Genomic DNA, 11,862 nt, shown 5'->3' on the forward strand with positions numbered 1-11,862 from the left:
AAATTTTAGAAATTATAGGAAAATGATAATGAGAGTGTTCTTCCAAATTTTGTTATCCAAATTGCATCGTCTAAACCAGCTTTATATCCATTATCATTTTGACCATCACCAGTAAAAACAATATTGGTTAAGCTAACTATTGCAGGGTCGGAGTTTACTTTTTTGGTTGGTGTATTGTTTTGATAATAAATTAAATCTTGAGCTAAAAGGTTTTGTATGTTAAGCTTTATTTCAAATTTATTCTCCTTAAACGATTTAGAAACTTGCATATCTATAAAAGTTCTTGCTTTTTCCCAAATAGAAGGATTGTTTTCATTTCCACTAATTGCAATTCTATTTCCAGCTCTGTTAATATTGGTTGAAACTGCCCACCCATTTTCTTTATTAAAATATTGAAGGCCTGCATTAAAAACATACGGAGATTGACCTTGCATAGGTCTGAATTTTTCTGGTTCATTAAAACTAGAAATATCCACTTTAGATTTAATAATAGCAATATTAGAAAATAAGGTTAAATCCTCTAAGAACGAAGCTCCTTCAAATTTAAAAATAGAGCTTAACATAGTTCTGAATTCAAATTCAAAACCACTGTTTATAGAACTATCTGCATTAACATATTTAATGTTTTTGTTATTAGTTTGTTTAAGTTCTATTGGATTTGTAAAGTTTTTTCTAAAATAAGACACCGAAAATAGTTGTCCTTTTCCTGGGTAAATTTCGTAACGGAAATCTAAATTTTGAATTTTAGCAATTTTTAAATCTGGATTTCCTTCTGTTAAAAACTGTGTTGTAAAATCATAAAATGCAAACGGTGCTAACTCTCTAAATTCAGGGCGGTTCAATGTTTTGGAATAACTTACCCTTAAATTTTGCTCTTTATTTATTGCAAAAATTAAATTAGCAGAAGGTAAAATATCTTGTTGTCTATTATTCAACTCAATATTTTGGAATTTTGTATTCAATCCTTGTTCATAATCTTCAAGACGAACACCCCATACTAATCTAAATTTATTATATCGGTTATCCATCATGATATAACCTGCATTCAATTTAGAAGTTGCATTATAAGAATCTTTATCTTGGGTTTGCTCAAAAATACTGAATCCTGTAGTACTCATGTTGGTAGTTGAGAACACCGTAGATTCTGGTAAAGACGTCAATCCTGATTGTGTGTTGGAAGCATCAAAAAGTTTATAATAAAAAGATCTTGAGTAAAATTCTCTATTTCTATTTTGAATAAAAGTACCAATTTTTAACTCATTGATAGAGTTATCTCCAAAATTAAACTTTTTAGAAATATCTATCCTTGCTCCGTTTATAGATTCTATATTTTTAGAATAAAACATTGCTCCTGCATAGCTATTACTTCCCGCCTCATTTGTAGAAATATTTAAATAAGGAATATTGTAATTAGTGCTACTTGGATCGGTATCTAAAGTGTAGGAATTTCTTCTTAAATTAGGTATTTCACGTTGAATATTACTATAAAACCCTGTCCAATTGACTTTAATTTTTGAATTGGAAAAATAATGATCGCCATTAAGTTGCCCTGAATATATTTTATTGCTTGTAAACCATCTTACATTGGAGTTAGTTAAATACGTATTCGTTACATCTGCTTGACCAGATCGTTCCACAACTAAATCATTAGAATTGATACTTAATATATTTTTAAATGTAATAGCGTTATTTTCGTTAAACTTTAAAGAAAAATTTCCTAGAGCTCCTGTTAAAACTTGTTGACTGTAATTATTATCGGAGTAACTTGAATTTAAATTACCCGGACTAATAAAGTCGTTTCTTGAAATTTGATTAAAGTTATTCGTTCTATTATGAGATAACGAAAAAAGCATTCCTATTTTTTTGCTTCCTATTTCATAATGTTTTCCGATGGAATATTGGAAAGAAGTATTTGGGCTAAATTTTTTATCTGTTATAGCCCAATCATTTTGAAAACTTTTTGCAACTTGTAAGTTTGGAAGTGCGTGATTGTCTCCTTGCATTATTTCGGTACTAGGAATTGAGCTTGGTAATGCTCTAGTTCCATTGTCATAACCTAACCAATCGGTACCACTACCTTTATAAGTTCTCTGGTTTTTGAAAGTAGTAATGGTATTATATCCACTTCCTACCGTTAAAGATTGAAAATCTTTATCCGGAACAGATTTAGTGTTAATTTGTACAACTCCCCCTGCGAATTCTCCCGGAAGATCTGGGGAAGCCGTTTTTGTAATCATTATATTATCTAACATATTAGAAGGGAAAATGTCAAATGAAAAAGCCTTTCTGTCTGGTTCTGAACTTGGTAAAGGAGCCCCATTTATTAAAGCAAAATTATAGCGGTCATTTAAACCTCTAATAATAACAAACCTATTATCTTGAATACTGGCTCCACTTATTCTCTTTAAAACATCAGAGGTATTTTTATCTGGTGTTCTTTTGATTGTTTCAGATGAAATTCCGTCGGAAACATTTGCACTGTTTTTTTGGATTGTTAACAACCCCTTAACCGACTCTTGCTTTGCTTTGGTTGTTTTAATAACTACATCTTCCAATTGATTGGCCTTACTTGAAAGCGATATGTTAATAAAATTAACATCGTCTTTTACAACCGTTATATCTGTTACTTCTTTAGAAGAATAAGAAAAGCAAGTAACTTTAATAGAATAGTTTCCTGCATTAACTCTAATTAAAAAATTTCCTTCTGAATCGGATACATCTGATTTATTTGTACCTTTTATTATAATAGTTGCTCCCGGAACCGTTTGACCTGTTTTTTCATCAATGACAGTTCCTTTAATTCCAGAATTTTGTCCATAAGATAAAGTAAATACAAAAAATAAAAGCAGAGTTAAATATAAGTTTTGTTTCATAATATAGTAGGTTTTAAACCGCAAAACTAACTTTAAATAAAACAGAGTAAATTACTAAAATGTTAAATAAAATCGGACTATTATTACAAAAAGCTTTTTAGAATTAAGATAAGGTTAAATAAATGTTAACTTTTCTTAAAATCAAGATCTTGACCGTTAATTTTAGAATAAAAAGGTTGTTTACGAAGTGATTTCTTACAAAATCAGAAAAAATTATGGTTTTATTGAAGGAATTTGATTTTGGAGGTTGCTTTTCAAGAGAAAATTTATTTTAACCACAAAAGACACAAAAGTATCACAAAAGATATTTTAAAACGGTGTTATTTATGAAGACCAAATGGTATTGTTTGGAAATTGATATTAAGAGAAAGTATAACTCAAAATTATTATTTATGGAATTTACAAAATCCTATTTAAAAGATTTAACTTATCAAATAAATGGTGCAGCAATTGAAGTGCATAAATTTTTAGGCCCAGGATTATTAGAAAGCATTTATCATAAATGTTTGAAAAGAGAATTAGATATTAGGGGAATTTCCTATGTGTCGGAATTGTTGGTTCCAGTTAATTTTAAGGGATTAGATGTTGACACTAATCTAAGGTGTGATTTATTTGTTGAAAATTGTATTGTTTTAGAATTAAAAACAGTAAAAGCATTTGCTCCAATTCATCAAGCACAGCTGCTAACTTATATGAAACTACTTGAAGCTCCAAAGGGAATTCTTTATAATTTTAATTCAGTTAATTTATATAATGAAGGACAAATGACTTTTGTTAATGAATATTTCAGGATGCTGGAAGATTAATTTCACCACAAAAGACACGAAATTCTTTTTTACCACAAAAGGCACTAAATTCTTTTTTACCACAAAAGGCACAAAAGTATCACAAAAGATTTTAATATTATTTTTGTGTTTCTTTTGTGCCTTTTGTGGTAAAAAAGATAAAAGATTCACAATAAATTGAATATTATTTTTGTTTTTCTTTTGTGCCTTTTGTGGTAAAAAAGATAAAAGTTTCACAATAAATTGAATATTATTTTTGTGTTTCTTTTGTGCCTTTTGTGGTAAAAAGATAAAAGTTTCACAAAAGATTTTAATATTATTTTTGTGTTTCTTTTGTGCCTTTTGTGGTAAAAAAGATAAAAGATTCACAATAGATTGAATATTATTTTTGTGTTTCTTTTATGACTTTTGTGGTAAAAAAAATAAAAGATTCACAATAGATTGAATATTATTTTTGTGTTTCTTTTGTGCCTTTTGTGGTAAAAAAAAGGATAGTTTTTGCAGTTAAACATTTTTAAAAAACTCCAACAAAATCCTTTGTAACTTGTTTTTATTTTCAACATGACTCATGTGTCCATCGGGGAAAGAGGTTAGTTTTACAGTAGTACCTTCTATTTGTTCGAGGTTATCTTCATAAATTAATACCCCATCTTTTTTTCCTAATACCAACTGAATCGGATATTTAGCAAAATGCAAAATCACCTCTCGATCTTTCCGGATTTTCATTCCTTCTAGAGAAGCAACAACTCCTTGTAAAGGTGTTTTTAAGGCCTCGTTTTTTACTTTTTCAATTTCTTCTAGCAATCGTTCGCGGTTGTCTTCACTAAATAAATTTCCAATACTCATTCGCACAAAAGCCGCATAATTTTGCTTCACCGCAACTATAGCCCGGTCTCTGTTTTTTTTACGTTCGGCACTATCGGCTCGAGAAGTAGAGTTTAATAGTACCAAACCTTTCATAGCATCGGGATACAATTCGGCGAAAGCCAAAGCAATATAACCGCCCATAGAGTGTCCTATTAAAACGGATTTTCTAATTTTTAATTCGTGCAACACCGCATGCACCATATCGGCTTGGTCTTCCATAGAATGCACATATCCCAAACATTCGGTTTGCCCATGACCTAATAAGTCTATAGTTACTACCCGATTTTTTTTGGAAAATTCTGGTACAAAAGCATCCCACATGGTTTGATTTTCTAAAAAGCCATGTAGCAAAACCACAGCCGTGCCTTTTCCTTGGTCGGTGTAAGAGATTTTAGTGTTTTTGTATTGGAGGGTTTTCATAAATAATTAACTGTAGCAAAAATAGTTTTTGTTTTGAAAGGAAGGCGATTTTTTTTCAATTTAGTAGCAGTTATTTTTAGCAAAGTAGCAGTATAAAATAGTTATACTATGCCAAATTATACGTTAAAAACTTCAAATATTACGTAAGAAACCAAAAAGATGAGGTTAAAAACGTAAATTATCACGTTAATAACTTATAAAATGAGGTTAAAAACGTAAATGTTGACGTTAAAAACGTAAATTATCACGTTAAAAATGTATATCATGACGTTAAAAACGTAAATAATGACGTTAAAAACCTCAAATTTGGCGTTCTGGCGCTATTTTTTATAATTTTTTTTATAATTTTATCTTTTCTAAAAATAAGGAAGATGCTAAAAAGTAAATACAACATCAATACAGGGGCTCTTTTGAGAGCGCATATTCAAAAAAATCGCATTTTTAAATCCGTTTTAGGTGCTGCAATTAGAAGGAATGGACTTGCTGTAAATGAATATATGAAAAACGAGAGTATTCAAACGGGGATTTTGTTAGACATTTGTTATGCTTTGAAACACAATTTCTTTAAAGATATTGCCAATCAATTACCTGACAATTTCACCACCACTAATCCTACCGACATGAGTTTGATTTCTGAAAAAGATCAATTAATTGCACAACTGCAAGAAGAAAATAAAGTATTAAAGATACAGAACGAGGTGTTGCTGCTGATGAAGAAATAGCGATTTAACTGTAAAGGTTACTAAAGCCATTGTTTTTGTAAAACAAATTTCAGTAACTTTGATAAAAATAGGATTATGGATTTAGCCACACAAAAAAAAGATTTAATAAAATGGATTCATTCCATTGAAGATTCAAATGTATTAAAGAAATTAGAATCTATTAAATCAGAAGAAACTTTTGATTTTGATAAAGAATGGGAAAGAAGTATTTCTGGTGATGAATTGCGAGAACGAACCAAAAAACATTTAAATTCCTTGCCTTGGAAAAAATAACAGTTCAATATTTGCCAGAAATTGAAATCTTTATTAATAATTTAAGTGATGTTCTTTTTAAAAAGGAATATTTTTCTTTTTATGAATACGCAGAAAATTATGTAGATCAATTAACATTTTTCATTGAAAAAGAAATGATTAATTTCCCATATAAAGCAACTCCCAAAGCACTGAAAAAATTCGGTTCCAATTATGCTTTTTACAAAGCAAATAACAGAACTACCTGGTATATTTTCTTTGAAAAAAAGGCCAATCGCTATTTGATAACTTACTTAACTAACAATCACATCAAAGATTTAAACGAGTTATAAAAAAAACGGCTTACTCTCGTAAACCGTTATATCTGAACACTAAAAACTGAGCACTGAATACTAACTGTTCATCAAACTCTCAATTTCTTCCACTTCAATCGGGATGTTTCGCATCAAGTTGAAGGCTGCTCCTTTTTCTTGAATTACCATATCGTCTTCTATACGAATACCAAAACCTTCTGCCGGAATGTAAATTCCTGGTTCTACGGTAAACACCATATTGGCTTGCATAGGTTCGTGAAGCAATCCATAATCGTGGGTGTCTAACCCCATGTGGTGCGACGTTCCGTGCATGAAATATTTTTTATAGGCGGGCCAGTCTGGATTTTCATTTTGCACATCGGCTTTGTCAATCAATCCCAAACCTAAAAGTTCGGAAGTCATTACTTTACCCACTTCAACATGGTATTGTTTCCACAAAGTTCCTGGAACCAACATTTTGGTTGCTTCGTTTTTTACACGCAAAACCGCATTGTAAACCTCTTTTTGTCGAACACTAAAACGTCCTGAAACTGGAACCATTCTAGTCATATCACTAGAATAATTGGCATATTCAGCACCAACGTCTAGCAAAATCAAATCTCCTGCATGACATTGTTGGTTGTTTTCAATATAGTGCAACACATTTGCATTATTTCCAGAAGCAATGATTGGAGTATAAGCAAAACCTTTAGAACGATTTCTTAGAAATTCGTGCGCAAATTCAGCTTCAATTTCATATTCCATTACGTTTGGCTTCACAAAATTTAGAATTCTGCGGTACCCTTTTTCGGTAATATCACAGGCTTTTTGAATCAAATCCAACTCTTCACTCTCTTTTATAGAGCGAATGCGTTGCAAAATAGGATTCGATTTTTCTACTTTATGAGCAGGATAATTGTCTTTCCACCATTTGATAAAACGGGCTTCGCGAGTTTCCGTTTCAATGGTAGCACGATAATGCTCGTTGGTATTAATGTAAATAGTTTCGGCATAAGTCATCACTTCTTTCAAAGTTTTATGAAAATCTTGCAACCAAATCACGGTTTTAACACCCGAAACTTCCAAAGCGCGGTCTTTGGTTAGTTTTTCGCCTTCCCAAACTGCTATATGTTCGTTGGTTTCTTTCAAGAAAAGAATTTCCTTCAAATTATCATAAGGTGCATCTGGAAAAAGCAACAAAATACTTTCTTCTTGATCTACTCCCGATAAATAAAAGATGTCGCGGTGTTGTGCAAACGGCAAAGTGCTATCGGCAGAAACCGGATAAATATCATTCGAATTGAAAACAGCAACACTATTAGGTTTCATTTGTGCCGTGAATTTTGCTCTATTTTTAATAAACAAATCGCGGTCTATTGGATGGTATTTCATGATGTATTTTTTTTATATCAGGTGCAAAAAGAATTTTCCTATTCAAAAGGAGGGTTATTTGCAAATTCAAAAATAGAAAGAATATACAGAATGGCCGTAAATAGTATTATATATTTTATAAAAATCTTTTAAAAAGACTATTTTTATCAAAATTTAAAAAAATGAAAGCAACTTTTATTACCCTTGTAGTTCTTTTTTCTTTAATTAGTAATGCTCAAGACAAAAAAGCCTACCAACTTTTTGATAAAAACGGAAAGAAAGTTTCCTATAAAAAATTATTAAAAGCTGCAGAAGGAACGCAAGTTGTGCTTTTTGGAGAATTTCACAACAACGCTATTTCCCATTGGTTGGAATTGGAATTGACCAAAGACGTAGCCGAAAATAAAGCAGTGGTTCTTGGTGCCGAAATGCTGGAAGCCGACAATCAAAAGCAAGTAGATCAATACCTGAATGGGGATATCAATCAGAAAAAATTAGATTCCACTGCAAGACTTTGGCCAAACTACAAAACCGATTACAAACCCTTAGTAGATTTTGCTAAAGAAAATAAATTGCAATTTATAGCAACCAATATTCCTAGAAGATTTGCTTCTTTGGTTTCCAAAAAGGGCTTTGAAGCACTAGAACAATTAACCGACGAAGAAAAAACTTGGATTGCCCCACAACCCATTCCGTATGACGCTACTTTGCCAGGTTATGTTGAGATGTTGAAAATGATGGGAGAACACACCAGCCCTAATATGCCCAAGGCGCAAGCCAGTAAAGATGCAACGATGGCCTACTTTATTTCTAAAAATTTAAAAGATGGAACGACCTTTATTCATTACAACGGAAGTTACCATTCGGATAATTTTGAAGCCATTAGTTGGTACTTAAAAACCTACCAGCCCAATGTTAAAATAGTTACCATTTCTTCGGTAGAACAAAAAGATTTAACTAAATTAGATATTGAAAATTACAATAAAGCCAACTTTATTATCGTTATAGATGAAGATGTAACAAAAACTTACTAAATTCGTCAAACAAATTTGGTCTTGTTTTAAATATATAAAGGAAGAAATTCTGTAATCCTGTCTTTATGAAAAAATTACTATTATTTGCTATCGTATTAGGAGCCAGTTTCTCAATTTTTTCTTGCGAAGATCTAGACGATACTCCAACAGAACCAATGTTGATTGTAAAATTTAAATTCGATCCTACGCAAGAACGGTTGAATAATTTTGGATTACCAACAGCTCTTGCTGCTGGTCATGGTGCGCAATCTCCAGTATTTAATACTATTTCTTCTCATTATGTAGAATTGGCTCCCGATGCTACTACCCAATTAGGTTTTGGAACTGTTTTATACCACGCTCCAGAAACTACTCTTGGAGGTGCCAATGCTATAGATTTTAGCCAATCTAAAATAGTTGCCGAAGGAGAAACCTTTTTAGAAATTCCATTAAAAAAAATAGTTTCTGGCAATTACCAATGGTTGCGTGTTTCGTTATCCTATCAAAATTATCAAATTAGTGTTCGAAGTTCTGGGCAAGATTACCAAGGAACCTTGGCTAGTTTTGTAGGTTTCAACACTTATATTGGTTCCCATTCTATAGGAAACACCTTTTTTCAAGTGGATGGCAATAGAGCGCAAGGATATTGGGCATTTGCATTAAACGATTTGCCATATTCTACCTCTGGGCAAGCGCCAGCCAATGCTACCACAGTTCCCAACCCAATTGCCGCAACTTCCCCAATTCCAGCTGGATCTTGTGTCGTTACCGGAAAATTTGCAACACCATTGGCTATTACAGGCTATGAAAAAAAGAATATTGTAGTAACAGTATCCCTTTCTACAAATAGTAGTTTTGAATGGATTGACTTAAACAATGACGGAAAATACGAACCCGCAGCAGGAGAAACGGTTGTAGACATGGGATTGCGTGGATTGGTTCCTTCGTATGGGAATTAGATAATTGCATTGTTTTTAAAATAACCAATATACACATTAAAAATAGTTGTTGATGTTGTCCAATTAGTTAACTTTGCACTATGAATACCGATAGACATGTAATTGCATACAAGAACTATTTTTTAGACTTTTATGAAAAACAACTGGAGACAGTTCAGAAAAAGATAGAATGGACTCTTAAATTAATTGAAGTCACTCCCCAGATTCCAAAAAAATATTTTAAACATTTAGAAGGTACCAAAGGGTTATATGAAATTAGGGTTGAAGTAGCCAGTTCTATATTTCGTATTTTCGCTTTTTTTGATAAAGGAAATTTAGTAGTTCTTGGGAATGCTTTTCAAAAGAAAGCCCAAAAAACTCCTAAAGAAGAGTTAGAAAAAGCACTAAAGATAATGAAGGAATATCAAGATGAATTTAATGAGGCGAAATCTCGAATACCAAAAAAGAAATAAAATGACTAAAACAAAAAATAACATTACGACTTTAGACCAAATTTTAGATAAAAAATATGGCGAAAACGGACAACCGAAAAGGGAGAAATGGGAACAAGAGTTTGAATCTTTTCGACTTGGCATTTTACTAGAAGAAGCAAGAACAAAACTTGGAATGACACAGGAAGAACTTGCTCTAAAATGCGGAACAAACAAATCCTATATTTCAAGAATTGAAAATAATGCATCCGACATTAGACTATCTACCTTAATGAAAATCATCCAACAAGGTTTAGGCGGACATTTGAAATTAACACTACAAATATAACCCTCATAAGGAGAAACGTTTGTAGACATGGGATTGCGTGGATTAGTTCCTTCGTATGGGAATTAATATTGTTTAACCAATACCCTCTTTATTGTTCTTTTCCCCTCTTCCTCAATCAACAACTGTTAAACGCACTTTAAACTCATTATAAATTATTGCGAAAAGGTTGTAGTATATTTGAAATAGCTGTATTTTTGTTTGATTTTTATAAATAAATTAATACAACTATGGCAAAATCTACATTTTTGAGTTCTTCCATTGCAAAGAAAGTCGCAATGGCACTTTCGGGACTCTTTTTGATTACCTTTTTAGCACTGCACTTTTTTATAAATCTAACCTCTGTTTTTAGCGAAGAAGTTTTTAATGCGTGTTCTCATTTTATGGGCTACAATCCGTTAATTCAATTTGTGATGCAACCAATTCTTGTTGCGGGAGTAGTTTTTCATTTTGTTATGGGAATGGTGTTAGAAGTAAAAAACAACAAGGCAAGACCTATTGCTTATGCAAAATACAACGGAGCAGCAAATGCTTCTTGGGCTTCTAGAAATATGATTATTTCAGGGCTTGTTGTTTTAGCATTTTTAGGATTACACATGTACGATTTTTGGTTTCAAGAAATCATGTACAAATATGTGGATGTAAATTCTGTGGAACCAACAAGATATTATGAAGAGTTGGTTGCTAAATTTGAAAATCCGATCCGTACTGGCTTGTATTGTTTAGCATTTTTATTGCTTTCTATACACTTATGGCATGGTTTCAGTTCTGCTTTTCAATCGGTAGGATTTAACAATAAATTTTCTAAAGGAGTTCAAAAACTAGGATATGCTTTTGCAATTGTAGTTCCTTTCGGATTTATATTCATTGCTTTATTCCATCATTTTTTCAATAATTAATAAAAAATGAATTCTATAATCGAAAATAACAAGTTCTCAATTGAAAAACTTTGCAAAGAAAACAAAGTCGATAAATTGTATGTATTTGGTTCGGTTTTGAATGAAAAATTCAATGAAAAAAGCGATTTAGATTTTCTAGTCTCTTTTAATAAAAACATTGAATTATTAGATTACGCAGATAATTATTTTAATTTTCTATTTTCATTAGAAGATCTTTTCAGTAGAAATATTGATTTAGTAACGGAGAAATCCTTAAAAAATCCTTATTTTATTAAAGAGTTAGAAAACACAAAACAATTAATTTATGCCACATAAATCTGCAAAATATTTGTTTGACATTATGGAATCTATAGTTTCTATAGAAAACTATTTAGGCGAAAACAGAGATTTTGTAGAGTATTCTAAAAACAAACAATTAAGAAGAGCAGTTGAAAGAGAATTAGAAATTATTGGAGAAGCATTAAATAATTTGAAAAAATTGGATGATACTGTAGAAATTACTTTTTACAGACAAATAATTGGCTTACGAAATCAAATTATTCACCGCTATGACAATATAGATAATGAAACAATTTGGGGAATACTAATGAAGCATTTGCCAATACTAAAAATAGAAATAGAAAATTTAATAAATACTAAATAAAAACACTTA

14 protein-coding genes are annotated in these 11,862 nt (G+C 31.3%); 11 read left to right on the forward strand and 3 right to left on the reverse strand.

Annotated features, from left to right (window positions below; translation table 11 throughout):
• Window positions 1-5: 5 nt before the first annotated feature.
• Window positions 6-2,873 carry a TonB-dependent receptor domain-containing protein gene (locus ACIQ2J_RS00350; protein ID WP_396165332.1) on the reverse strand — a complete coding sequence of 956 codons (2,868 nt, stop codon included), beginning with the start codon at window positions 2,871-2,873 and terminating at the stop codon, window positions 6-8.
• A gap of 392 nt (window positions 2,874-3,265) precedes the next feature.
• Here ACIQ2J_RS00350 and ACIQ2J_RS00355 point away from each other — a divergent pair, with 392 nt between their 5' ends.
• On the forward strand, window positions 3,266-3,679 hold the full coding sequence (locus ACIQ2J_RS00355; RefSeq protein ID WP_396165334.1) for a GxxExxY protein: 414 nt from the start codon (window positions 3,266-3,268) through the stop codon (window positions 3,677-3,679).
• 483 nt (window positions 3,680-4,162) lie between these two features.
• On the opposite strand, the gene ACIQ2J_RS00360 is transcribed toward ACIQ2J_RS00355, so the two are convergent.
• Window positions 4,163-4,945 (reverse strand): alpha/beta fold hydrolase, encoded by a 783-nt coding sequence (locus ACIQ2J_RS00360; RefSeq protein ID WP_396165336.1) that lies wholly within the window; start codon window positions 4,943-4,945, stop codon window positions 4,163-4,165.
• A gap of 371 nt (window positions 4,946-5,316) precedes the next feature.
• On the opposite strand from ACIQ2J_RS00360, the gene ACIQ2J_RS00365 reads away from it, so the two are divergent.
• The 3 genes from ACIQ2J_RS00365 to ACIQ2J_RS00375 all read left to right on the forward strand — a co-directional run bounded on the left by ACIQ2J_RS00365 (window position 5,317) and on the right by ACIQ2J_RS00375 (window position 6,251).
• Window positions 5,317-5,667 carry a hypothetical protein gene (locus tag ACIQ2J_RS00365; RefSeq protein ID WP_396165338.1) on the forward strand — a complete coding sequence of 117 codons (351 nt, stop codon included), beginning with the start codon at window positions 5,317-5,319 and terminating at the stop codon, window positions 5,665-5,667.
• Between the two features lie 75 nt (window positions 5,668-5,742).
• A complete protein-coding gene (locus ACIQ2J_RS00370) occupies window positions 5,743-5,940 on the forward strand; it encodes a hypothetical protein (RefSeq protein ID WP_396165340.1) in 198 nt (65 codons plus the stop codon).
• Complete coding sequence (locus ACIQ2J_RS00375; protein ID WP_396165342.1) at window positions 5,928-6,251, forward strand: hypothetical protein; 324 nt, start codon at window positions 5,928-5,930, stop codon at window positions 6,249-6,251. The genes ACIQ2J_RS00370 and ACIQ2J_RS00375 overlap by 13 nt, the downstream gene beginning before the upstream one ends.
• A 60-nt stretch (window positions 6,252-6,311) precedes the next feature.
• Here the strand turns inward: ACIQ2J_RS00375 and ACIQ2J_RS00380 are convergent, their stop codons facing one another.
• A complete protein-coding gene (locus ACIQ2J_RS00380) occupies window positions 6,312-7,604 on the reverse strand; it encodes an aminopeptidase P family protein (RefSeq protein ID WP_396165344.1) in 1,293 nt (430 codons plus the stop codon).
• Between the two features lie 161 nt (window positions 7,605-7,765).
• Between ACIQ2J_RS00380 and ACIQ2J_RS00385 the strand changes: the two genes are divergently transcribed.
• The 7 genes from ACIQ2J_RS00385 to ACIQ2J_RS00415 all read left to right on the forward strand — a co-directional run bounded on the left by ACIQ2J_RS00385 (window position 7,766) and on the right by ACIQ2J_RS00415 (window position 11,853).
• Entirely contained in the window at window positions 7,766-8,617 is an 852-nt protein-coding gene (locus ACIQ2J_RS00385; RefSeq protein ID WP_396165347.1) for a ChaN family lipoprotein, read from the forward strand.
• A gap of 65 nt (window positions 8,618-8,682) precedes the next feature.
• Window positions 8,683-9,555 carry a hypothetical protein gene (locus ACIQ2J_RS00390; protein ID WP_396165349.1) on the forward strand — a complete coding sequence of 291 codons (873 nt, stop codon included), beginning with the start codon at window positions 8,683-8,685 and terminating at the stop codon, window positions 9,553-9,555.
• An 80-nt stretch (window positions 9,556-9,635) separates the two neighbouring features.
• Window positions 9,636-10,007: a type II toxin-antitoxin system RelE/ParE family toxin gene (locus tag ACIQ2J_RS00395; protein ID WP_396165351.1), complete on the forward strand. Its 372-nt coding sequence runs from the start codon at window positions 9,636-9,638 to the stop codon at window positions 10,005-10,007.
• A 1-nt stretch (window position 10,008) separates the two neighbouring features.
• Window positions 10,009-10,314 (forward strand): helix-turn-helix domain-containing protein, encoded by a 306-nt coding sequence (locus tag ACIQ2J_RS00400; RefSeq protein WP_396165353.1) that lies wholly within the window; start codon window positions 10,009-10,011, stop codon window positions 10,312-10,314.
• A 227-nt stretch (window positions 10,315-10,541) separates the two neighbouring features.
• Window positions 10,542-11,210 carry a succinate dehydrogenase cytochrome b subunit gene (locus ACIQ2J_RS00405; protein ID WP_396165355.1) on the forward strand — a complete coding sequence of 223 codons (669 nt, stop codon included), beginning with the start codon at window positions 10,542-10,544 and terminating at the stop codon, window positions 11,208-11,210.
• A 6-nt stretch (window positions 11,211-11,216) separates the two neighbouring features.
• A complete protein-coding gene (locus tag ACIQ2J_RS00410) occupies window positions 11,217-11,525 on the forward strand; it encodes a nucleotidyltransferase family protein (RefSeq protein ID WP_396165357.1) in 309 nt (102 codons plus the stop codon).
• A complete protein-coding gene (locus ACIQ2J_RS00415) occupies window positions 11,515-11,853 on the forward strand; it encodes a DUF86 domain-containing protein (protein WP_396165359.1) in 339 nt (112 codons plus the stop codon). Before ACIQ2J_RS00410 ends, ACIQ2J_RS00415 begins: the two co-directional genes overlap by 11 nt.
• Window positions 11,854-11,862 lie beyond the last annotated feature (9 nt).

Origin of the sequence: Flavobacterium sp. (assembly GCF_044357305.1) — a bacterium.
Classification (GTDB): Bacteria; Bacteroidota; Bacteroidia; order Flavobacteriales; family Flavobacteriaceae; genus Flavobacterium.

Bases quoted from the DNA above. Each gene is read 5' to 3' on its own strand.
- ACIQ2J_RS00350 (WP_396165332.1), bottom strand. From the start codon at position 2,873: ATGAAACAAAACTTATATTTAACTCTGCTTTTATTTTTTGTATTTACT.
- ACIQ2J_RS00355 (WP_396165334.1), top strand. From the start codon at position 3,266: ATGGAATTTACAAAATCCTATTTAAAAGATTTAACTTATCAAATAAAT.
- ACIQ2J_RS00360 (WP_396165336.1), bottom strand. From the start codon at position 4,945: ATGAAAACCCTCCAATACAAAAACACTAAAATCTCTTACACCGACCAA.
- ACIQ2J_RS00365 (WP_396165338.1), top strand. From the start codon at position 5,317: ATGCTAAAAAGTAAATACAACATCAATACAGGGGCTCTTTTGAGAGCG.
- ACIQ2J_RS00370 (WP_396165340.1), top strand. From the start codon at position 5,743: ATGGATTTAGCCACACAAAAAAAAGATTTAATAAAATGGATTCATTCC.
- ACIQ2J_RS00380 (WP_396165344.1), bottom strand. From the start codon at position 7,604: ATGAAATACCATCCAATAGACCGCGATTTGTTTATTAAAAATAGAGCA.
- ACIQ2J_RS00385 (WP_396165347.1), top strand. From the start codon at position 7,766: ATGAAAGCAACTTTTATTACCCTTGTAGTTCTTTTTTCTTTAATTAGT.
- ACIQ2J_RS00390 (WP_396165349.1), top strand. From the start codon at position 8,683: ATGAAAAAATTACTATTATTTGCTATCGTATTAGGAGCCAGTTTCTCA.
- ACIQ2J_RS00395 (WP_396165351.1), top strand. From the start codon at position 9,636: ATGAATACCGATAGACATGTAATTGCATACAAGAACTATTTTTTAGAC.
- ACIQ2J_RS00400 (WP_396165353.1), top strand. From the start codon at position 10,009: ATGACTAAAACAAAAAATAACATTACGACTTTAGACCAAATTTTAGAT.
- ACIQ2J_RS00405 (WP_396165355.1), top strand. From the start codon at position 10,542: ATGGCAAAATCTACATTTTTGAGTTCTTCCATTGCAAAGAAAGTCGCA.
- ACIQ2J_RS00410 (WP_396165357.1), top strand. From the start codon at position 11,217: ATGAATTCTATAATCGAAAATAACAAGTTCTCAATTGAAAAACTTTGC.
- ACIQ2J_RS00415 (WP_396165359.1), top strand. From the start codon at position 11,515: ATGCCACATAAATCTGCAAAATATTTGTTTGACATTATGGAATCTATA.